Origin of the sequence: Aureimonas endophytica (assembly GCF_014642635.1) — a bacterium.
Lineage (GTDB): Bacteria > Pseudomonadota > Alphaproteobacteria > Rhizobiales > Rhizobiaceae > Plantimonas > Plantimonas endophytica.
This window is the reverse complement of record NZ_BMIQ01000001.1, coordinates 1,079,822-1,101,179: the sequence shown is the minus strand read 5'-3', so window position 1 is coordinate 1,101,179 and position 21,358 is coordinate 1,079,822. Positions and strand designations below refer to the sequence as shown.

General features: G+C 67.5%; 17 protein-coding genes. 8 read left to right on the top strand and 9 right to left on the bottom strand.

Annotated elements, in window-relative coordinates:
* Positions 1–26 precede the first annotated feature (26 nt).
* Together IEY14_RS05530 and IEY14_RS05525 are read left to right on the top strand one after the other, a co-directional pair.
* Positions 27–1,481 carry an NAD-dependent succinate-semialdehyde dehydrogenase gene (locus tag IEY14_RS05530; protein WP_188907168.1) on the top strand — a complete coding sequence of 485 codons (1,455 nt, stop codon included), beginning with the start codon at positions 27–29 and terminating at the stop codon, positions 1,479–1,481.
* Positions 1,482–2,189: 708 nt separating this feature from the next.
* Complete coding sequence (locus IEY14_RS05525) at positions 2,190–3,566, top strand: porin (protein WP_188907167.1); 1,377 nt, start codon at positions 2,190–2,192, stop codon at positions 3,564–3,566.
* 224 nt (positions 3,567–3,790) lie between these two features.
* Here the strand turns inward: IEY14_RS05525 and IEY14_RS05520 are convergent, their stop codons facing one another.
* Positions 3,791–4,570 (bottom strand): hypothetical protein, encoded by a 780-nt coding sequence (locus tag IEY14_RS05520; RefSeq protein ID WP_188907166.1) that lies wholly within the window; start codon positions 4,568–4,570, stop codon positions 3,791–3,793.
* A 138-nt stretch (positions 4,571–4,708) separates the two neighbouring features.
* A complete protein-coding gene (locus IEY14_RS05515) occupies positions 4,709–5,260 on the bottom strand; it encodes a hypothetical protein (RefSeq protein WP_188907165.1) in 552 nt (183 codons plus the stop codon).
* A 385-nt stretch (positions 5,261–5,645) separates the two neighbouring features.
* Between IEY14_RS05515 and IEY14_RS26105 the strand changes: the two genes are divergently transcribed.
* Positions 5,646–5,777: a hypothetical protein gene (locus tag IEY14_RS26105; protein ID WP_280515018.1), complete on the top strand. Its 132-nt coding sequence runs from the start codon at positions 5,646–5,648 to the stop codon at positions 5,775–5,777.
* Between the two features lie 234 nt (positions 5,778–6,011).
* Here the strand turns inward: IEY14_RS26105 and IEY14_RS05510 are convergent, their stop codons facing one another.
* Positions 6,012–6,191, bottom strand: coding sequence for a hypothetical protein (locus tag IEY14_RS05510; RefSeq protein WP_188907164.1), 180 nt, complete (start codon positions 6,189–6,191; stop codon positions 6,012–6,014).
* A gap of 266 nt (positions 6,192–6,457) precedes the next feature.
* Positions 6,458–6,703 carry a hypothetical protein gene (locus IEY14_RS05505; RefSeq protein WP_188907163.1) on the bottom strand — a complete coding sequence of 82 codons (246 nt, stop codon included), beginning with the start codon at positions 6,701–6,703 and terminating at the stop codon, positions 6,458–6,460.
* 263 nt (positions 6,704–6,966) lie between these two features.
* Between IEY14_RS05505 and IEY14_RS05500 the strand changes: the two genes are divergently transcribed.
* Together IEY14_RS05500 and IEY14_RS05495 are read left to right on the top strand one after the other, a co-directional pair.
* On the top strand, positions 6,967–9,945 hold the full coding sequence (locus IEY14_RS05500) for a response regulator (protein WP_188907162.1): 2,979 nt from the start codon (positions 6,967–6,969) through the stop codon (positions 9,943–9,945).
* Positions 9,942–10,325, top strand: coding sequence for a response regulator (locus tag IEY14_RS05495; protein WP_188907161.1), 384 nt, complete (start codon positions 9,942–9,944; stop codon positions 10,323–10,325). Before IEY14_RS05500 ends, IEY14_RS05495 begins: the two co-directional genes overlap by 4 nt.
* 34 nt (positions 10,326–10,359) lie before the next feature.
* On the opposite strand, the gene IEY14_RS05490 is transcribed toward IEY14_RS05495, so the two are convergent.
* The gene (locus IEY14_RS05490) at positions 10,360–12,324 is read right to left on the bottom strand and encodes an AI-2E family transporter (RefSeq protein WP_188907160.1); all 1,965 of its coding nucleotides are present in this window, start codon (positions 12,322–12,324) and stop codon (positions 10,360–10,362) included.
* A gap of 157 nt (positions 12,325–12,481) precedes the next feature.
* On the opposite strand from IEY14_RS05490, the gene IEY14_RS05485 reads away from it, so the two are divergent.
* The gene (locus IEY14_RS05485) at positions 12,482–12,661 is read left to right on the top strand and encodes a hypothetical protein (protein ID WP_188907159.1); all 180 of its coding nucleotides are present in this window, start codon (positions 12,482–12,484) and stop codon (positions 12,659–12,661) included.
* A 2-nt stretch (positions 12,662–12,663) separates the two neighbouring features.
* Entirely contained in the window at positions 12,664–12,864 is a 201-nt protein-coding gene (locus IEY14_RS05480; RefSeq protein WP_188907158.1) for a hypothetical protein, read from the top strand.
* Between the two features lie 49 nt (positions 12,865–12,913).
* On the opposite strand, the gene IEY14_RS05475 is transcribed toward IEY14_RS05480, so the two are convergent.
* The 3 genes from IEY14_RS05475 to IEY14_RS05465 form a co-directional block, all read right to left on the bottom strand.
* On the bottom strand, positions 12,914–14,461 hold the full coding sequence (locus tag IEY14_RS05475; protein ID WP_188907157.1) for a virulence factor family protein: 1,548 nt from the start codon (positions 14,459–14,461) through the stop codon (positions 12,914–12,916).
* The gene (gene mprF / locus IEY14_RS05470; RefSeq protein WP_188907156.1) at positions 14,458–17,076 is read right to left on the bottom strand and encodes a bifunctional lysylphosphatidylglycerol flippase/synthetase MprF; all 2,619 of its coding nucleotides are present in this window, start codon (positions 17,074–17,076) and stop codon (positions 14,458–14,460) included. The genes IEY14_RS05475 and mprF overlap by 4 nt, the downstream gene beginning before the upstream one ends.
* A gap of 111 nt (positions 17,077–17,187) precedes the next feature.
* The gene (locus tag IEY14_RS05465; protein ID WP_188907155.1) at positions 17,188–18,144 is read right to left on the bottom strand and encodes a cation diffusion facilitator family transporter; all 957 of its coding nucleotides are present in this window, start codon (positions 18,142–18,144) and stop codon (positions 17,188–17,190) included.
* A 189-nt stretch (positions 18,145–18,333) separates the two neighbouring features.
* On the opposite strand from IEY14_RS05465, the gene IEY14_RS05460 reads away from it, so the two are divergent.
* Complete coding sequence (locus IEY14_RS05460) at positions 18,334–20,787, top strand: putative bifunctional diguanylate cyclase/phosphodiesterase (protein ID WP_188907154.1); 2,454 nt, start codon at positions 18,334–18,336, stop codon at positions 20,785–20,787.
* On the opposite strand, the gene IEY14_RS05455 is transcribed toward IEY14_RS05460, so the two are convergent.
* On the bottom strand, positions 20,673–21,104 hold the full coding sequence (locus tag IEY14_RS05455; protein ID WP_188907153.1) for a hypothetical protein: 432 nt from the start codon (positions 21,102–21,104) through the stop codon (positions 20,673–20,675). The genes IEY14_RS05460 and IEY14_RS05455 overlap by 115 nt on opposite strands.
* Positions 21,105–21,358: the final 254 nt, after the last annotated feature.

Sequence of the window (21,358 nt, the reverse complement as noted above, 5' to 3'; positions counted from 1 at the left end):
GCGCCCGGAGAACAAGGACGGACCCCATGAACGGATTGCGCAACGAGGCGCTCTTTCGCGAACGGCAGCTGATCGGCGGCGTCTGGGACGCGGCTGGCGACGGCGCGGTGATCGAGGTGATCGACCCCGCGACGCAGCGCCCGCTCGGCACCGTGCCGGATGCCGGCACGGGCGACACGCGCGCCGCGATCGGTGCCGCGGCCGCCGCCTTCGGCCCCTGGCGGGCGAAGACCCATGCCGAGCGCGCCTCGCTTCTGGAGCGCTGGTATGCGCTGATGATCGACAATCTGGAGGATCTGGCGCGGATCCTGACGGCCGAGCAGGGCAAGCCGCTCGCCGAAGCGAGGGGCGAGATCCGCTACGGCGCCTCCTTCGTCAAATGGTTCGCCGAGGAGGCGCGGCGGATCGGCGGCGGCACCGTTCCGTCTCCGACGCCGGATCGGCGCATCGTCGTTCTGAAGGAGCCGGTCGGCGTCTGCGGCATCATCACGCCCTGGAACTTTCCGAACGCGATGATCACCCGCAAGGTGGCTCCGGCGCTGGCCGCCGGCTGCACCGTGGTGATCAAGCCCTCCGATCTCACGCCCTATTCGGCTCTCGCCCTCGGCGTCCTCGCCGAGGAGGCCGGCATTCCGGCCGGTGTCGTCAACATCCTCACCGGCCGCCCGGAGGCGATCGGCGCGGAGCTGACGGCGAACGAGACGGTGCGCAAGATCTCCTTTACCGGCTCGACCCGCGTCGGCGCGCTGCTGATGCGCCAGTCGGCCGACTCCATCAAGCGTCTCAGCCTCGAACTCGGCGGCAACGCGCCCTTCATCGTCTTCGACGACGCCGATCTCGACCGCGCCGTCGAGGGCGCGCTCGCCTCCAAGTTCCGCAATGGCGGCCAGACCTGCGTCTGCGCCAACCGCATCCTCGTCCAGGCCGGCATCCACGACCGCTTCGCCGAAGCGCTGGCGGCGCGCGTCTCGGCGATGAAGGTCGGGCCCGGCACGGCGGAGGGCACCGATATCGGCCCGATGATCAACCGGGCGGCGATCGACAAGATCGACCGCCATGTAAGCGACGCGATGGCGAAGGGCGCGAAGCTCCTGTCGCGCCTGCCCGCCCTGCCGGAAGGGCCGCAATATACCGCGCCCGTCGTGCTCGGCGGAGCGACGACCGAGATGCTGGTCGCGAGCGAGGAGACCTTCGGCCCGGTGGCGCCGCTCTTCCGCTTCGAGACGGAAGAGGAAGCGATCGCGCTCGCCAACGGCACGCCCTTCGGTCTCGCCGCCTATTTCTTCACCGAGAGCCTGAAGCGCTCCTGGCGCGTGGCCGAGGCGCTGGAATTCGGCATGGTGGGCCTCAATACCGGCGCGATCTCCACGGAAGTCGCGCCCTTCGGCGGCGTCAAGCAGTCGGGCCTCGGCCGCGAGGGCGGGGAACTCGGCATCGAGGAATATCTGGAGGTGAAAGCCTTCCACATCGCCGGGCTCTGAGCGGGCGCCCGATGCTTTCGGGCCGTCCGTCCGATCGGACGGCCCGCGATCCTCGTCCGGCGGGCAGGGGGCGAGGCGTCCCGTTACCGCGACGCGTTTCCCGCTTCGGCCGCCTATGACAGCCACGCTGTCGCGCCGCGTCTCGATCCAGCTGCTCCTCCCGCTCCGCCGATAAGCCGCGTCGCCCGATCGCTCGCGCGATCCATCCCTCCCGACTCCGCCGAGGATGGCGGACGATCCGCCGCGCTCGGCCGTGGCGTCGATCGCGGCGGTCGCGTCCTGTCCCGCTCCCCGGATCGCCTCCCCATGCAGGGAATCAGCATGCCGCCGGCACGGAACGCCGTTCGGGCAAGCGCGATCAGGCCGCGAGGCACAGGAGCCTTGCCCTGAGCCAACCAATCAGTTTGAGGACTCTGAGGGATTGACCACATATCGGGCGATTTTTTCCGAAAAGATGCCGATAAGCGTGGTGGATCAGCGAGATAATCCGAATATTGCCCATCGATAATGTGATATTGGCGCAACAACTGTGACATCCTGTCCTGATAAAATTCAGTGAGCTATTGCGCTATTTTGCCGGCTCCGTAATTTTGCGAACCGGAAGTCCCCGGGCGAGCCTGGGCTTTCGAACCAGGGGAACGGGTAGGGAAGGCTGACCTTCCGACAAAAAGCCCCCCCTACCTTCGCAATCTGACTGGAGGTCAGGAAATGAACATCAAGAGCCTTCTCCTTGGCTCCGCCGCGGCCCTGGTCGCGGTTTCCGGCGCCCGCGCCGCCGACGCCCCCGTGACGCAGGTCGAGCCGGAACCGGTCGAATATGTCCGCGTCTGCGACGTCTACGGCACCGGCTTCTTCTACATCCCCGGCACCGAAACCTGCCTGAAGATCGGCGGCTATGTCCGCATGCGCGTTCAGGGCAACGACCACCAGTACAACGCGGACATCGACGGCAATGGCCCGACCGATGCCAACAAGGTCGGCTACAACTACAATGTCGGCACCCGCACCCGCGCCCGCCTCGACTTCGACGCCCGCGAGGAGACCGAGCTCGGCACGCTGCGCGCCAAGTTCCGCGTCGAGGCGACCAACGCGCCCGCCGCGACCAACAACTCGTCTTTGAACGGCACCTCGTCCAGCACCGACGGCGCGACCTATGCCGCCAAGTTCGCCTATCTCCAGCTCGGCGGTCTGACGATCGGTTACCTCGACTCGGTCTGGTCGGCGGATGACGGCGGCATCTCCGAAGGTCTCCTCACCGACACCGACTGGGCGGCCGGCGGTATCAGCCAGAACCGCATCTCCTACACGGCGGCCTATAACGGCTTCTCCGGCACGCTGTCGGTGGAAGACGACGGTTCGGGCGACTTCATCCCGGACGTTCTCGCCAAGCTCGCCTACAAGGGCGGCTTCGGTGGCGCCTACCTGATCGGCGTCTATGACGAGGACGCCTATGGCGACCAGTCGGTCAACTACTTCGGCGCCGGTGCGGGCAACACCTACGGCAACTACAAGCTCTTCACCAACGAGTACAACAACGACGCCAAGGACGGGACCTTCGCCCTCAAGGCTGGCGTGCAGCTCGACAACCTCGTCGCCGCCGACTCGATCCTGAAGGTCGAGGGTCACTACGCCTTCGATCCGTCGCAATACGCGGTGGTCGGCGACGTCTTCACCTTCTCGAACGGTGGCTCGAACAACTTCGGCCGCGTCGTCGATCCGACGACGGGCCTGATCGTTTCGACCGGTTCGGGCTTTGCCCTGCCGAGCGAGTGGCAGGTGGGTGCCGGCTACCAGCAGACGATCGGCAAGGTCTTCGCGGCCGTGTCGGGCGCCTATGGTCAGACCTTCGATCTGAAGTACGACTACTATACCGCTGCCCCGACCAAGGCCTCGACCTATAACGGCACGGCCGTTTCGGACAGCACCGGCTCGGTCAACTACTGGGCGGTCGAAGGCGACCTCGGCTACCAGGTCACCAAGAACTTCTCGGTTCTCGGTGGCGTGTCCTACGTCAATCTCGACATCCCGGTCGGCGACAATCTCAGCCAGACCCGCGGCTTCGTCGAGTTCAAGCGCACCTTCTGATCGATCCTTCGATCGGATGACCATCGGAAGCCCGGCAGCGATGCCGGGCTTCTTCGTTTGTAGGGGCTGCGTTCGTTTGCGGCTGTTCTGCGAAGATGCCGATCGCTGCAGGCCGCGACTTGCCGCCTTAGCAGTGGTCGCATCGCCCGCAAGGGTGTGTCCCAAACGCGAAAAGGCGGCGCGCTGGTGGCGGCCGCCTTTCTGTTTTCGCCGATCCGACCTGTTCAGGCGACGTTGCGCTCGTCCTGTCTGCCTGACTGGTTGAATTCCGCCGGGCTCAGTCGCCGCGCGGCATCGGCCAGCGCGTCCGCCGGCTTCGCCATCGCCAGGCGGCGTCCGCTGCCCTTGCCGCGCTGTGGAATCCGCAATTGCCGCACGAGGCGCGTCACGGTGGACGGACTGACATCCAATGTGAACGCGATCGCGCCGATCGACAGGCTCGGATCACGGTAGAGCTCCGCCAGACGCGCCTTCAAGGCCTCGCCGGCCGCGCCGTGCAGCTGGGTCGCGCGCCGGCTTTCGAGGCGCCGCTTCAGGATCGCGCGGACCTGGTAGACGGTGAGGCCAAGTCGGTCGGCGATCCGTTCGGCGGTCAGGCGCTCGTCGCGGAACAGCTCGGTCGCCTGCAACTGGATCTCGTCCGCGATCTGGTCGATCGTCGACGGAACGCGTCGGCGCAGGGCGACGCCATGTCGGCGCAGAATCTCGTAGAGCTGCGACAGCGGCAGTTCGAAGCGGTCGCGCAGGGCGGCGATCGAGGCGCCGTCCCGATAGGCGCCGACGATCAAGGCGTGTTCGCCTTCGCCGATTTCCAGATGCCGCCGGCCGGCCCGCAGCGACTGCCGCCGGGGCAGGCCGAGTTCGTCCACGAGCTGCCGCACGCCTCGGGCCGTCAGGCGAAACCGCGTGCCGAGGTCCTGGAGCGTCGTGCCGTCCCGGTACTCGGCGGCGAAGGCCATCTTCCGGGTGTCGTCGAGGAATGTCGGGTTTGAGCGGCGGGGCATCGGCGTCGGAATCCGGACAAAGCGACGGGAGAATCGCTTCGCCAGAATCCAACGTCTAGAGTTAAAAGACCAGTGAGTATTTAAGGAGCGCAGTGAACTTTTAGCGCCGGCCGATCCGAGCCGGTGCCGCCGTCGCCGCTACCTCGATTGCGGCTCCGGCAGCGGCGAGCCGGTCTCGATGGAGGCCGTCGTCGTCGTCGCCTCGCTGGCCTGGACGGCCGAGTCGGACCGCGCGCCTTCCATCAGCACGTTGTGGGACGAGGTGGTCTCGATGATCGGGATCGAGGCAGGGGCGGGGAGGACGATCTTGCCGTCGCGACCCCGGCGATAGACCTCCGCGACGGTTCGCTCTGAGCCCTTCGGCAGGAGCACGGCGGTGACGGCCGGATCCTTGCTGTCGTCATAGATGGACGAAGCCGCGCTCACCGAAATCGGTTCGGCCGAAGCGGTCGAAGCGGTTGAAGCGGTCGAAGCGGTCGTGACGGGTACCGCGCGCCGCGCCGCGATGCCGCGCTCGGCCTCGCGCGGCTGCGGCGCCGGAAGCGGCGCCTGCGTCACCACCGACTCGGGCGTGACGGGGGTCGCGGGATAGCCGAAGAGCTGGTTCCGTCCGCCCGTCGCGGTTTCCGAGGCACCGACGCAGCCCGTCAGGAAAGCCGCCATCAGGCAGGCCGTCACTCGATAATACATCCGATCGTCCACATTTCATGAATGCCTGTCGCCGACCTTGTGCGGCAGGGCGCCGACCTTGCCAACCCGGAGCCGACAGAAAACCGGCAACTGTTGCCATCGGGAATCGGCGGCGCGCCGGCCGAAGCTTCGATCACTCGCCGTCTTGCCCGACCGAGAAATTTTGACGGACGCGGCGCGGACCATCTTGCCGAGTGGCGAATGATGATCAAATTTGATTGTGTTGCTAACGATGTCGGTCCGGGAGAAAGGTCCGCCATAGAAACGCGGCTTTAGGGTGTCTCCGCGATACTGGTTATCGAAGCGAACGAAAAATCGCCGGCGCCCGTAGTCATCGCGCCAGAATGCTGTAACGTCACGTTCAAGAGCTTGGGAGGGCTCCGCAGTGCAGCATATCCCGTATTATAAGAAGTCGATCGCCCCGATGCTGGCGCCAAGCCCAGCCGCCGGTATGATCACCGCATTCATGGCAAGCACGATCATCTGGCTGGGCGCCCTCGTCGTACTGCGCGCCTGATATGCGCGGGCATCCTTAACGCCTGATTGACGACATTCGCATGACACTCGTCCGGCGCGTCTCCTGCTCGCGCGCCGGCGCGCTATTCGCCATGGGCTGAAAATGCCCCGCCGGCCGTGCCTCACGCCGCGACGACTCGACGCGGCCGGCCCTTGGAACTCCTCCCGTCGGGCAATGCGAGGAGCCAAAAGCCCATGATCCGTCTCCGAGACTCCATCCCCATCTCCCGCCCGATCACATATATGAAAAGAGCCAGAGCGCGAACTTCGCCGCGCACCAGAGCAGAAATCCCGCCCAAAGGAGCAGGATGGCGCTGCCGACACCCATCGCGATTCCCAGAACGAGAATCTTCACGAGCCGCTGTTTCCTTTCGGCACGTCTCTCGAGGTCATGTGTCCCGAGATGATCGATCATCGGTCGTTTCCCCGGTTCTGTGTTCTTTTTGGGGGAAAGGCCTGCAATAGCCGTGCCAGATCGAACGCGGGCGGGAGAACGCCCGCCTTTCCGTTTCGGCTCCATCTCAAATCGCATCCGACACGCAAACCGATGTCGCTCCGCTTCCGCGCCGACCGTCGAGGCGCGGAAGCGACAAGGCCATGTCTTGGATGAACCGGACATGAAAAAACCCCTTCGCCCAATGGGGCGAAGGGGTATGGGATCGATCGAGCGGGTCGGGTCGGTCAGGCCGCCGAGGAGGGCAACCCGTCGTCCGGGCGGTCGTGCCGGCGCCGCGCCTCGCGCAGGCGCAGCTTCATCGCCTGCAACGCATCCTTGAAGGATTGCAGCACCTCGCGCGCGCTGCGATGCGCGGAGCGGTCGCCCCGCGCCTCGACCGCGGCGAGGCGCGCCTTCTGACGTTCGACATTGGCTTCCGCTTCGCGCACGCGGCGCTCGGCTCGTTCGATACGGGTTTCCCGAAAATGCATGGCGTCCATCCGCTCAATGAATTGTTGGGCGGAAAACATCCGCGAAGGCCAATGGTTCCAACGCCTTCGACGCTCGTGTGACGGAAGGCGGCTTGGCCGTGGGCGCGGCTTTTCCGATGAGAGATCATGGGTCACGGACTGGAAAAACCTTGGAACCGGCCGATCTTGCCTGTCCTGCCGTGACATCCGGTCACGGAGCCGGAAGGGTGGGCGGATCGCTTGGCGCGCCGGCCGTCCCTCCGACGCGGAAAGCGGGAGCGGACGTGAGCGCAGCGATTTCGGAGAACCCGCAGGGACGGCACGGAAGCTGGCCGTTCATCGTCGCCGGGATCCTTCTCGTGCTGGCGCTCGCCGCCTATGCCTGGGCCTGGATCGGCACGAGCGAGCGCGCCCGCGACATCGACGCGGATACGGCGCTGCTCAATTCCACCGAGCGGCTCCTCGCCGGCCTGACCACGATCGAGACGAGCGAGCGCGGCTTCGTGCTGACGGGCCTCGAGGATTTTTTAGAGCCTTACCGCGCCGCACGGCCGCAGATCGAGCCCTCCCTCGCGCAGCTGCGCGACGACTGGGGCAGGACGGCCGCCGATCCGGCGATCCTCGAACGGATCGAGGCCTCGGCCCGGACCGAGATCGAGTTCATCGAGGAGGTGATCCGCGTGCGCCGCGACGAGGGCTTCGAGCCGGCGGCGACGGTGGTGCGCAGCGGTCGCGGCAAGGCCAATATGGATGTCTTCCGCGCCGATATCGGCGAGGCGCAGGACGGCGCCCGCAAGCGGATCGGCATCGCCGAGGCCGCCGACCGGCGCAGCGGCGGCATCGCGGCGATCGCGTTCACCATCGCCGTCCTTGTCGGCCTCGCGCTTGCCTGGCTCGCCTTCTGGCGCCATCGCGACGGCCGCCGCACGGCGCAACTCCTGTCGCGGGTGCTCGACAACGCGCCGGTCGGCCTCGCCTTCGTCGATGCCGAAGGGCGGCTGAAGCGCGCCAATCCACTCTTCGCCGGCATGGTGGGCGGCGATGCCAACGCCCTTGTCGGCCAGAACCTCTTCGAGGCCTATCCCGACCTCCGACGCAATCTGGAGCAGCCGCTGCGGGCGGTGATCGACGGCCGGGCCGGCACCACCAATGTCGAGGTGCTGCTGCCGACCGGGGGCGAGCGCGAGCGCATCCTCGCGGTCAGCATCTTCCCGCTGTTCCTCACCCGGCGCGGCGACAAGTCGATCGATCACGGCGCCGGTCTCGTCGCCACCGACCAGACCGAGGCGATCGACGCCCAGCGCCGCACGCGCGACAGCGAGGCGCGCTTCCGCATGATCGCCGACTCGATCCCGCAGATGGCCTGGATCGCCGACGATACGGGCCACATCTCCTGGTACAACAAGCGCTGGTTCGACTTCACCGGCACGACGCTTCAGGAGATGCAGGGCCTCGGCTGGCGCAAGGTGCACCATCCCGATCACGAGGCGCGCGTCGTCGCCGATTTCCAGAAGGCCTTGCAGATCGGGGAGGTGTGGGAGGACACCTTTCCCTTGCGGGCCGCCGATGGCAGCTATCGCTGGTTCCTGTCGCAGGCCCTGCCGATCCGCGACGATACCGGCCGGGTCTTCCGCTGGTTCGGCACCAATACCGACGTGACGCGCCAGCGGGCCTTCGAGGAGGAACTCGCGGCGGCGCGCGACGCGGCGGAAAACGCCAATCGGGCCAAGAGCCAGTTCCTCGCCAATATGAGCCATGAGCTTCGCACGCCGCTCAGCGCCGTGATCGGCTATACGGAAATGCTGGAGGAGGAGGTCGAGGAGCTCGGCGAGGCGAGCCTTCTCGGCGACCTGCGCAAGATCAAGGGCAATGCCCGCCATCTCCTCAGCCTCATCAACGACGTACTCGACCTGTCGAAGATCGAGGCCGATCGGATGGAGGTGTTTCCCGAGAGCTTCGACGTCTCGGAGATGATCGCCGATGTCGCCTCGACGGTCGGCTCGCTGATCGAGAAGAAGGAGAACCGGTTGGAGATCGAGGCGGACGGCGCGCTCGGTTCCATGCATACCGACCAGGTGAAGCTGCGCCAGTGCCTGATCAACCTCTTCAGCAACGCGGCGAAATTCACCGAGAAGGGAACGATCCGGCTCGTCGCCCGGCGATCGCTGCGCGACGGGCGCGACTGGCTGTCCTTCGCCGTCAGCGACACGGGCATCGGCATGTCGCTCGAACAGACGCAGAAGCTGTTCGAACGCTTCACGCAGGTCGATGCCTCGACCACCCGGCGCTTCGGCGGCACGGGGCTCGGCCTCGCCATCACGCGCTCCTTCTGCCGCATGCTCGGCGGCGACATCAGCGTGGCGAGCGAGGAGGGCAAGGGCTCGTGCTTCACCATCCTGATCCCGGCGGAGCTCGATGTCGCGGCGACGGAAGAGGAGGCGGCCGCGCCGGCGCAACCCGGCCCCGAGCCGGCGGAAGGGGCGAAGCTGGTCCTGGTGATCGACGACGATCAGTCGGCCCGCGACCTGATGACCCGCTTCCTCGCGCGCGAGGGTTTCGCGGTGCAGACGGCGGCCGACGGTCTCAGCGGGCTGCAGTTCGCGCGCGATCTCCGGCCCTCGATCATCCTTCTCGACGTGACCATGCCGCGCATGGACGGCTGGGCCGTGCTGCGCAGCCTGAAGAGCGACCCGGACCTGCAGTCGATTCCTGTCGTGATGGTGACGGTGATCGACGAGCATCATCTCGGCTATTCGCTCGGCGCCGCCGACTATCTCATCAAGCCGGTCGAATGGGACAAGCTGCGCGGCGTCGTCGACCGGCTGAGTCTGGCCGAACCGGTGGAGATCCTGGCGATCGACGACGACGAGGACGCGCTGGAGCGGGCCGTGGCGATGCTCGGCCGCGCCGGCTTCGAGATGCGCACCGCCGCGAACGGGCGGGAAGGGCTCGAACGGGCGCGGGAGCGCAAGCCGGGCCTCGTGCTGCTCGACCTAATGATGCCGGTGATGGACGGCTTCGACTTCCTGCGCGAGTTCCGCGCCAATCCCGACTGGGCCGACGTGCCGGTGATCGTCCTCACCTCGAAGGATATGGACCGGGAGGACTGGCGCGCGCTCCAGGGCCAGGCCGACAAGGTGCTGAACAAGGCGCGCGTCGGCATGAAGGACCTTATTGCTCAGTTACGCGTTACGCTCGGCAGGGGTGACGGCGAGCCGAAACGCGACGCCGTCGGCAACATCGAATCGGAGCACGTCGGATGAGGCGGATCTTGCTGGTCGAGGACCACGAGGAAATCTGGGACTTCCTGTCCCGCCGCCTGAAACGTCGCGGCTTCGACGTGGTTCTGGCCTTCGACGGCCAGGACGGGGTCGAAAAGGCGAAGGTGGCGCAACCGGACCTGATCCTTCTCGACATGAACCTGCCGGTGCTCGACGGCTGGACGGCGGCGCGCACCATCCGCGCCGATTCCTCGATCCCGCGCATGCCGATCATCGCGCTGACGGCCCATGCCATGTCCGGCGACCGCGAGAAGACGATCGCGGCGGGATGCGACGACTATCACGCCAAGCCCCTCGATTTCGCCAAGCTCCTGTCGCAGATCGACGCGCTGGTTCCCGAGGAGGCCGCGCCCGTCGGCTAAGACCGACGGGGCGACTCCGAACCGTCACCTCATCTCATTCGGCCGGCGTGCTCTCGACCAGCGCGCCGGCCTTTTGCATCGAAAGAGCGGGCGCGGTCGCCGGCAGCCGCTTGGTGCCGGAAAGGTTCAGCACCGCCGCCAGCGCCTCGGTGAGCGAGGTCACGACGCCGCTGACATGCAGCTTCTGCTGGAGCGTCGCCACCATCTGCGGGTCGCGCTGGCGCCAGATGCCGATCATCACATGGGCATGCGGCGCCTTGCGATGGACCTGCCGCGCCATGTGGCGCAGATGGAGCGTCGACAGGGGCTCGACGAAGCAGAGGCAGACGAGGGCGGTGCTGGCGACGCGATCCTGCTGCGGCAGGGAATCCGCCAGGTCCTGGACCGTCGTCACGTCGGATTTCAGCCCGTGCTTGGTGAGGACCTGGGCGAGCATCGCGGCGATCGGCAGATCGAGCGGATTGTTGCCGGCGACGCAGACCACGGGGATTTCGCCGCGCCATTCCGGCGCCAGCTCGTTGCGATGGCGGACGATGCGGGCCGGCATCGAATCCGGGCCGACCGCATCGACCGCCGCCGCCGCTTCCGGCCGGAGCGAGCCGCCCTTCGGCAGCGGGCTGTCGATCGCGTCGAGCGTCGCGACGAGGCCGAGCGTCGAGCGCCGGAGAGTTTCGAGGCGCTCGCCTTGGACGGCGAAGCGCGCGACGTCCTCGTGGGCGAGGCGCAGGCCTTCCAGCGCGATCTCGTCGTAATAGGTGGCGAGGGCGCGTTCCTTGAGGAAGTCGCGCGCCTGGCTCGCCGCCTCGCGCGTCGCGCCGCCGAGCATGCGCTGGTAGAAGATCTGCGAGGGCGATAAGGCCGGCCGGTCGCCGAGCATGATGTCGATCACCTTGAGGCGCGGCACGTAGCGGCCCATCACTACGAGGCAGATGGTGAGCGGCGTCGCGAGGATGAGGCCGACCGGCCCCCAGATCAGCGCCCAGATCGCCGCCGCGAGAATGACGGCGATCGGCGAGAGCCCGCTCGAATGGCCGTAGAGCAGGGGCTCGATGACATGGCCGAGGATGGGCTCGACGGCGAGGAACAGGACCACCGTCCAGATCGCCATCGACCAGCCGGGATCGACCGCGAAGGCGAGGACCAGCGGCAGCGAGCCGCCGATCACCGCGCCGACATAGGGCACGAAGCGCAGGATGCCGGCGAGGATGCCCCACAGGAACGGGCTCGGCACGCCGATGACGAGCAGGCCGAGACTGATCACGAGGCCGAAGCAGGTATTCACCGCGAGCTGCGTGAGCAGCAGCTTGCCGAGCCGTCGCGCCGCGTCGTCGATCGCCGCCGTCGTCTGCTGGAGGTCGTCCGTGCCGGCGAGGCGGATGAAGCGATTGCGCAGGTCCTCGCGCTGGGCGAGGATGAACATGGCGAAGATGAAGACGATGCCGACCGTCGCCAGCGGGTGGAGCAGCGGCGAGACGACCGTGCCGACCGTGGCGAAGGGGCTGGAATTCTCCTCCAGCCGCACGACGGTCGGCTCCGGCGCGGCTTCCCGCGCCGCCGTTTCCCGGTGCGCCTCGCCGATATTGACGACATTCTCCCGCATCTCGTTCAGCATGACGACGAGATTGCCGAAGGGGCCGCGCTGGCTGTCGGTGGAGGAGGCGAGGCCCTCGATCTTCTTCTGCATCGTCGTCTGGTAGGTCGGCAGTTCCGTCGCCAGCGCGGAAAGCTGGTTGAGGATCACGAAACCGACGAGGCCGATGGCGACGAGGGCGGTGAGCACCGCGCCGGCGATGGCGAGCCCCTGCGGCACGCGCAGGAAGAGCAGCATGTTGACGATCGGCGCCAGCGAGAAGGACAGGAGGATCGCCAGGGCGAAGGGCACGAAGATCTCGCGCCCGAGATAGAGGATCGTGCCGACGGCGAGGATCAGGAGGCTGATCGCCAGCGCGTTGAAGAGCGGCAGGGCCGTCCGAAGCTTCTGCGAGGTGACGATATCCAAGGCGCCGGTCCGTTTCCTGCCATGCCCCGCGCGCGCGGGCCGATGCAGTGCGCAGATAGAGGAGGGGCGGGGACGCGCCAGGGACGCGGTCGCGATGAGGCGGGAACCGAGGGCCGTTTGCGTGATTCCCCTTTCATATCAAGCGATGGAGGATCTCATGAGCGCGAAGGCGCCTCCCGTGCCCAGCGACAACCGCAGCCCCAAGGGCCCCGGCGGCGAAGTGCGGGCCGATCTCGGCGCGGCGGCGTCGAAGGGAGCCGGCAATCCCGACAAGCAGGGGCAGCAGGGCAATTCCCACGTCAACACGACGCATCAGGGATATCAGCAGGACCGATGATCATGTCGACTTCGTCGAAGAGCCAGTCCGCCGACCGCCATCACGGCGGCCCCGGCAGCAGCCATCAGCGGCCCGACCGGCCGGACCCGACGGCGGGGCGCGGCCCCCGGCCGGGCGAGCCGACCAACGGGCCGGACAGCCGCATTTCCGGCGGCGGCGGCGAGCAGGACCGCCACCACAGCCACGATCCGAAGGACAAGTGACCGACGCAAGGGCGCCGCGAAGCACGCGGCGCCCTTGCCCCATCCGGGATTATTTCGAGGCCGATTCCGGCTTCAGCCGCCGGTCGAGCGCGGCGAGGATCTTGTTGGCGAGCGCCGGATAGTCCTCGTCGAAATGATGGCCGCCCTCGATGCCGACGAGTTCGACGCCGCGGTCCTTCAGGAACTTGCAGGCATCGTCCTCGTCCTCCGTGCCGTAGACGCATTGGATGAGCTTCGGGTCGATCTTCTCGGCATCCTTGACGCCGTCCGTGTCGCCCGCTTTGCCGACCCCGAGCCAGCCCGACACCGAGATCTGGAAATCGCCCGTCGACGAGAAGGCGAGGAGCGAGAGCATCGCCACGTCCTTCTGCTGTTCCGGCGGCAGATGGTTGAAGGTGGTCGGCAGGATGTCGGCCCCGAAGGAATAGCCGACGAGCAGCACCTTGCTGACGCCCCAGCGCTTGCGGAAGCGGTCGATGATCCTGGAAAGATCGGCGGCGGTCTGGTCTGGCGTCTGTTTCTTCCAGAAATAGCGCAGGGCATCGACGCCGACCGTCGGCAGACCGTCCTTCTGGAAGATGTCGCCGACGCTCTTGTCGATATCGCGCCAGCCGCCGTCGCCCGAATAGATGACGGCCATCGTGTCCCGCGTCGGCTTGGCGTCGAGAATGGTCAGCGGCAGGCCCATCGTGTCGGGATCGACATCCTTGGACTTGTCGATGAGATCGCCGATGGCAAGGCCGAGCTGCGACTGCGGATCGTCGTTGTCCGTATCCTCGATCTCGATGCCCTGCGCCTGCTCCGACAGCGCCGCCGCGCGGTTGCGGCCGGCATCGGTGGCGCCGGGCGTGAAGATCACCGTCGTCGGATCGGGCAGGGGCCGGTCCTCCAGACCGTAGAGCGCCTTGCCGTTGCGATCCTCGCGATTGGCGTCGGTGCAGAGATCCTTCTTGAGCGTGATTCCGCCGTCGGGATCGACGGCGACCGTCGCCTGGATCGTGTTGTCCGGCGTCTGCGACAGCATGGCGAGCGCCAGCGAGCCGCCGGCGCCGACGCCCGCGACGATGGGCAGGCGCAGGCTGTTGTCGCTGACCGCCCGCTGCAGCTGCTGGTTCAGCTGCTCGATGTCGGAGATCGTGTAGACGCACTCGTCCTTGGTCTTTTCCAGCTCAGCGAGATAGCGCGGCAGGTCGACGCCGACGACGATCGCATCCTGTTCGAGGAGATCGTTGGCGAGCTGGTCCTCGGCCTCGCCCCAGCCGTCCTCGTCGGACAGGAGGACGACCGCGGCGGCGATCGTGCCGTCCTTCGGGAAGAGGATCTTCGGCGAGGGAATCATGCCGGTATTGACGGTCGCCTTGGCGCCGCTCGGCAGCGTCACGTCCATGCGGAAGCCCGGATCCTCCTCGTCGTCGTCGGAGGAGGCCGGCGCCGGAGCGGTGGGCGCAGCGGGAGCCGGTGCGGCGGGTGCCGCGGTGGTCGGCTGCTGCGGCGCGGCGGGGGCGTTCTGCGCATGGGCGAAGCCGACGACGCCCGGTCCGGTGCCGGCGAGCGCGGCCGCGACGAAGGCGGCGGCCGCGAAGGGCTGCAATTTCATTTCGTCAGCACTCCCTTGAGGCCGCCACCGATGAGGAAGGTCGCATCCATCAGCGCGAGCACCGGATTGATGCCGCCCGAGACGGCGATGTAGCGGGGCTGCCAGCTCGGATGGAACTTCGCCTTGAAGGCGCGCAGGCCCCGGAAATTGTAGAAGCGCTCGCCATGCTCGAAGACGGTGCGGCCGACGCGGTTCCAGATCGGCGCGATCTGCCGCTCCGACATGCCCGACAAGGGCGCCATGCCGAGATTGAAGGTCTCGAAGCCCTCGGCCTTCAGATGCTCGATCAGCTTGATGAACAGGAAGTCCATCGCGCCCTTCGGCGCGTCGGGCGAGAAGCGCATGAGGTCGATCGAGCCTTCCCGCTTCGTGCCGGTGACGAGCACGTTGGCGAAGGCGACGATGCGCTCCTCGACGCGCAGCAGCGCGACGGGCTGCGAGGCGATATAGGCCCGATCGAAGCCGCCGAGCGAGAAGCCCTTCTCGCGCGTGTTGTGATGGTCGAGCCAGGCGTCGGAGACGCCTTCGAGCTCGTCCATGATCGCCGCCGTTCCCTCGGGCGGGACATATTCGAAGACCAGCCCGTCGCGGGCGCCGCGCGTCACCGACTGGCGCAGATTGGCCCGCTTGCCGCCGGTGAGATGGAAATCGGCGAGGTCGACGATGGCGAGCTCGCCGAGCTTGTAGGCCTGGAGCCCGGCATCGGCGTAGAAGGACAGGCCTTCCGGCGAGACCTGATAGAAGACCGCGCGGCAGCCTTCGGTGCGGGCCATCTCGATGAAGCGCCAGATCAGCTCCTGCCAGCAGTCGCGCGGGCCGACCGGATCGAACAGCGCGACGAAGGACCGGTTCTGCTTGGCATACATGATGAAGCCGCGACCGTCCGGCGAGGCGAGGATGTTCTTGTCGCCCATGCGCACGAGATTGCCGTCGGCGCTGTCCTGCGCCTCGACGATGGCGACGGCATGGTCCAGCGACTGCGCCGTCGGCGGCACGGGCCGCGCGACGGCGGGGCGGAGCAGGCTCCAGACCGCGACGCAGATCGCGAGGATCGTGACGCCGAGCGTCGCGCGCAGCGAGCGCGGCGCCTCGGACGAGAATTCGAATTCCCACCAGAGCCGGTTCGAATAGTCGACGTCGCGATAGACGAAGAAGAGGACGACGATCGCGCCGATGACGATCGTGGCGATGGCGAGGAGCCAGGACGGCGTCAGCGCCTGCCGCAGCAGCGAGGCGGAGCGGGTGAACTCGCGCCGCGTGGCGAAGAGGGTGAAGACGAAGAAGATCAGGAAGGCGGCCTCGAAGAGGGCTACCGCCTTGACGATGGACAGGAGGAGGGCCGCCCCGGCCGCGACCAGCGCCGCCCACCAGGCGCCGTCGAGGCGCTGCGCCAGGCCACGCGAGACGACGAGCATCAGGAGGCCGATGAGGCTGACGATGAAATGCGCGCCTTCCACCACCGGCAGCGGCATGAAGGAGGCGAGATATTGCAGCGTGTCGTCGGGCGTCGGCGTGACGCTGGAGAAGATCAGCATCGCGCCGAGGGTGAAGGAGAGCGTGGCGAGAAGCAGCGGCGAGATGCGCCCGCCGGCGCTGCGGATGCTGCGGCCGAGCGGCGTCGTCGCGGCGTGCTGAAGCTCGATCACGCTGACGCAGAGCGTCGCGAGGACGAGCGGCACGAGATGGTAGACGATGCGGTAGAGGACGAGGGCGCCGAGCACCTGGTCGACCTCGATCCGCTGGCCGAGCGCGGCGATGATCACCGTTTCGAAGACGCCGAGACCCGCCGGCACGTGGCTGAGGACGCCGAGCGCCACCGCCACCGCATAGACGGCGAGAAAGGCCGGATAGCCGATCTCCGTCGGCGGCAGCAGCACATAGAGGACGCCGGCCGAGGCGGCGACGTCGAGCGCCGTGACGACGAATTGCAGCCCGACGGCGCGGGGCTTCGGCAGGCGCAGCGCGAAGCGCGACAGGCGGCCGAAGCGCGATTCGCCGCCGATCCGCCCGGCGAAGGGCAGGCCGACGAGAAGGGCGAGGATCGCGAAGCCGATGAGCCGCAGGAGCGGCGCCTCGACGCGGATGAGCGGCGCCACCTGATCGGCGATGAAGAGGAGCGCCAGCGCGCCGACCCCGGCGAGGCCGAGGCCGAAGGCGAGCGTGACGAAGGCGATGACCTTCGCGATCTCTTCCGGCGCCAGCCCCATGCGCGAATAGGCGCGGTAGCGGATCGCCCCGCCGCTGAGCGGCCCGAAGCCCGCCGTGTTGCCAACGGCATAGGCGCAGAAGGCGGTGACGGCGACGGCCGGGAAGGGCAGGCGATGGCCGATATAGGCGAGGGCGCCGAAATCGTAGAAGGTGAGGGCGAGGAAGCTCGCCAGCGTCAGAAGCGCCGCGAGCCCGAGCGTCCACCAGCTCGTGCCCGTCCAGGCCTCGACGATCTCGTCGTAGCGGACCTCCTCCGTCAGCCGCGAGATGGCGATGCCGACGACGACGAGGACGAAGAGCATCGCCACGAGATTGACGAGCACGCGGTTGCGCTGGAACCAGCCTTCCGCCGCGGACTCATCGCGTTCCTGGGCGACATCGCCACGGCGCGGTGCGCTGACCGACATCGTTTCACTTTCCGTCGTGCGAGTTTGACCGGGCGTCGCCCCGGCGGAGGCGACCGAAGGGCCCCCGGGGATGACAATGGGATTGCGTCGTAAATGCGTCGCCTGCGTTCATCAACCCGCCTCGGCGACGGCGCCCCCGGCATTCTCTGCCCCCGGCGCGTCCGCGCGGAAGACGGGGCGCACGAAGACGCGGGTGATCTCGGGCCGGGTTTCGGACAGGGCTTTCGTCACGTCGCGCAGGGTCCGTTCGATCTCCGCCCCGGACAGGCGATCGTCGAGGTCGAGCGAGACGCCGAGCAGGATCTCGCCGGGGCCGAGCTGCATGGTCAGCACCTCCTGTATCTCGACGATGCGTCGATCCGACGACAGGACGCGGCGCACATCCGCCAGGACCTCGCGCGAGGCGCTCTCCCCGGTGATGAGGCTCAGCGTCTCGCGCGCCAGGAAGGCGGCGACGGCGACGAGAAGGAGGCCGATGAGAATCGAGGCGACGGCGTCGAAGACCGGCAGGCCGGCGAAATGCGACAGCGCCACGCCGCAGAAGGCGACGAGAAGCCCGGCGAGCGCGGCGGCGTCCTCGCAGAGCACCGAGAAGACGCTCGGATCCTTGCTGCGCCGCACCGCTTCCAGCGCCGGGCGGTCGGGATGGACGGCGCGCAGTTCCCGCCAGGCGACCGAGAAGGAATAGCCCTCCAGACAGACGGCGATGCCGAGGACGGCGAAGCTGATCGAGACATTCTCGATCGGCTCGGGCGCGGAAAGCTTGGCGATGCCTTCGTAGATCGAGAAGGCGCCGCCGAGCGCGAAGATCATCAGCGCGACGACGAAGGCCCAGAAGTAGATCTCGATGCCGTGACCGAAGGGATGGGCCGGCGTCGGCGGACGGGCGGCCCGCTTCGTGCCGGTGAGCAGGAGGCCCTGGTTGCAGGTATCGACCAGCGAATGGATCGCCTCGCTGAGCATGGCGGAGGAGCCGGTCCAAAGCGCGGCGGCGAACTTGGCGGCGGCGATGCCGAGATTGCCGGCAAGGGCGGCATAGATGACTTTGGTCGAACCGTGTTCCGCCATATGCGCCCGCTCTTCCCCGAATGGCGAGCCTCCGGCACCGGCTCGCGACGGGGCGGGGAGATAGGGAGCCGTCGCGACTTTGCCGCATATGCGGCGATTTGAAGAAAAAATTGAAGTTTTTCGGTTTGGATGCCCCTCGTCCAAGCTTTGGAACTGTCCGAAGCGGCAAGACAACCGGCAGGCGACCTGATGTCGATCCGTATCAAGATCTTTCTGGGCTGCTTCTGCCTCTCGACGCTGACGCTCCTGATCGGTCTGCTTTCGCAATCCTCTCAGCGCGAGGTCGGCGATCTCGCGGCGAGCCTCTACGACAATGCGCTCGTCTCCACCAATGCCTTGCGTTCGGCCCAGACGGCGCTGATCGCCGTCGCCTTCGACACCCAGAAGCTGGCGGAGCAGGACGGCGAGGGCGTGGCGCTGGACGCGCAGGCCACCGAACGGCTGACCAACCGCGTCGCGACCATCGAGGCCGATCTGCAACTCGCCAGCATGGGCTCGATCTCGGCCAACGGGCGCGACATCGTCGACGCGGCGCGGGTGCGGCTCGGCAAGCTGCCGATCTCGGGCGAGGCGACGACGCTGCGCTTCGTGCGCAGCGAATTGTCGCAGGCCCAGGACGAGATCGACGCGGCCGTGCGCGTCTTCGCCGCCGATGCCTACGGCGTCAAGGGCGATGTCGGCGCCATCGTGCACAGTTCGATCACCCAGACGCGGGTGCTGATCGGAGCCGCTCTCGTGCTCCTCGGCCTCGTCTCCTGGTTCCTGTCGCGCACCATCGTGCCCACCCTGCGGCGGGCCTCCGACGTGATCCGCTCCATCGCCAAGGGCGATCTCTCGACGCGCATCGACCAGGCCGGCACCGGCGAGGCGAGCGACCTTCTCACCGCGCTCGCCAGCATGCAGAACACGCTCGCCGATCGCTTCGACCGGTTCGAGCGCACCGTCGCCACCCAGGCCAGCCATCTCGACGCTGAGCGCTCCTCGCAGAACGGCAAGCTGCAGACGACGGTCGAGAGCGTGTCGCAGGGCCTCTGCATGTTCGACCGGCAGAAGCGGGTGACCATCGTCAACCAGCATTTCCTGGAGATCGTCGGCTACGAGATCCATGCGGGCGCGAGCTTCGGCTCGCTCGCTCAGCTGCCCGAACTCCGGGAGGTGCTCGGCGATCTCGGCGAGACCGCGCCCTTCACCCATCAGACGGCGGATGGACGGGTGCTCGCAATCAGCCGCCGCACGGCGCCCGACGGCGGGCGCATCATCGCCGTGGACGACGTGACCGACGGCCATCTCGCGGCGGCCCGCATCGACCATGTCACCAATCACGACGGCATGACGGGGCTCGTCAATCGCGTGGCGCTGACGAAGCATCTCCTCGAGGCGATCCGGGAGGGCGGCGACGCGAGCCGCCTCGGCCTTCTCGTGCTCGACATCGACGGCTTCCGGAGCGTCAACGAGGTCTTCGGCCACCCGATCGGCGACGCGCTCCTCAAATCGGTGGCAGACCGCCTTTGCGAACTGGCCGGCGCCGGCGACCTCGTCGCCCGCATCGGCGGCGACGACTTCGCCATCGCGCGCACGGCGCTGGAGCGCGGCGAGGACATGAGCGTGCTCGCCGCCGCGATTCTCGGCGTCTTCGCCATTCCCTTCGAGATCGAAGGGCGCAAGATCTCGGTCGGCGCCTCGATCGGCATCGCCCCGGCGCTGGCGCCGGAGGGAATGCCCGCCTCGGCGGACGCGCTGATCCTCCAGGCGGAACTGGCGCTCGCCGCCGCGCGCGAGACCGGGCGCAACCGCTTCCGCTATTTCGAGCCGGCGATGGAGCGGGAAAGCCAGCGCCGCCGCCAGATGCTGATCGACCTGTCCAAGGGTTTGGAGAATGGCGAGTTCGAGCTGTTCTACCAGCCCTTCATCGACGTGCCGATGCACACGATCGCCGGCTTCGAGGCGCTCTTGCGCTGGCGCCATCCCGAGCACGGCCTCGTCTCGCCGAGCGAGTTCGTGCCGCTGGCGGAAGAATCGGGCCTCATCGATCCGATCGGCCTCTGGGTGCTGGAAACCGCCTGCCAGCATGCCGCCAACTGGCCGAAGAGCCTCATCGTCTCGGTCAATCTCTCGCCGATCCAGTTCAAGAACGACGATCTCTTCGCCCAGGTCGCCGCGATCCTGCGGCGGACGGGCTTCGAGCCCTACCGGCTGCAGCTCGAAGTGACGGAAGGCGTGTTCCTGCAGGATTCCGAACAGGTGCTCGCCACCCTGACCGAGCTTCGCCGGCTCGGCGTGCGCATCTCGATGGACGATTTCGGCACCGGCTATTCCTCGCTCGGCTATCTGAACCGCTTCCCCTTCGACAAGGTGAAGATCGACCAGTCCTTCGTGCGCGACCTCGCCAAACGCGAGAACCTGATGATCGTGCGCGCGATCATCGGGCTCTCGAAGGCGATGGGCCTGTCGGTCATGGCGGAGGGCGTCGAGACGCGGCGGCAGATGGAAACGCTTCTCGCCGAATCCTGCGTCGAGATGCAGGGCTACTATTTCGCCCGGCCGATGCCGCTGTCCGACCTGCCGCGCTTCATGATGCAATTCTCGCTCGATCGCGGCGCCTCGAACGCGCCCGCCCTCGACACCTCGCTGCTCACCGCCTGAGGCGCGGCCGGAGCGCCGCCCGTTCGCAGCGCGCCGAGCCAGCGCGCCGCCGCATGGACGGCGAGATGCCGGTTGAGATCGTAGGCCGGACTTCCCACTCGCGCCAGCCGGGCGAGGCGCTGGCGCTCGCGCCCGAGCCGCTCGGCGCAGCGCTGGCGCAGGGCGGCGGGCAGGGTCGCGGAAGAGGGCGCCTCGGTCAGGGCTTCCGCCTCGCTCCAGGTCACGCCGAGCGTCAGGAGTAGGAATCGACAGGCGGCACCGCCGATCGGCTCCAGGCGAAAGCCGGTGATGGCGCGGCGCGGTTGCGTCAGTGGCATGGACAGGCTCCGAATGCGAAACGCCTGCGAGCATGGCGGCGGCCATCCGGGCGGGAACATCCGCGAGCGCGACGGACAGGGCGCGAGCGGCGAGCCGGGCCTGCATTTTCAAGGCGCATGCCCATCAATGCTGGGGATTGAAACGCTGCAGATATAGGAAAGTTATCCTACTATCGTGTGGCGGGTGTAGGAGTCGGGGTCTGCCATGCGGCGCGAGATCCATGATGCCCGAACCGACGACTAGAACAAATAGG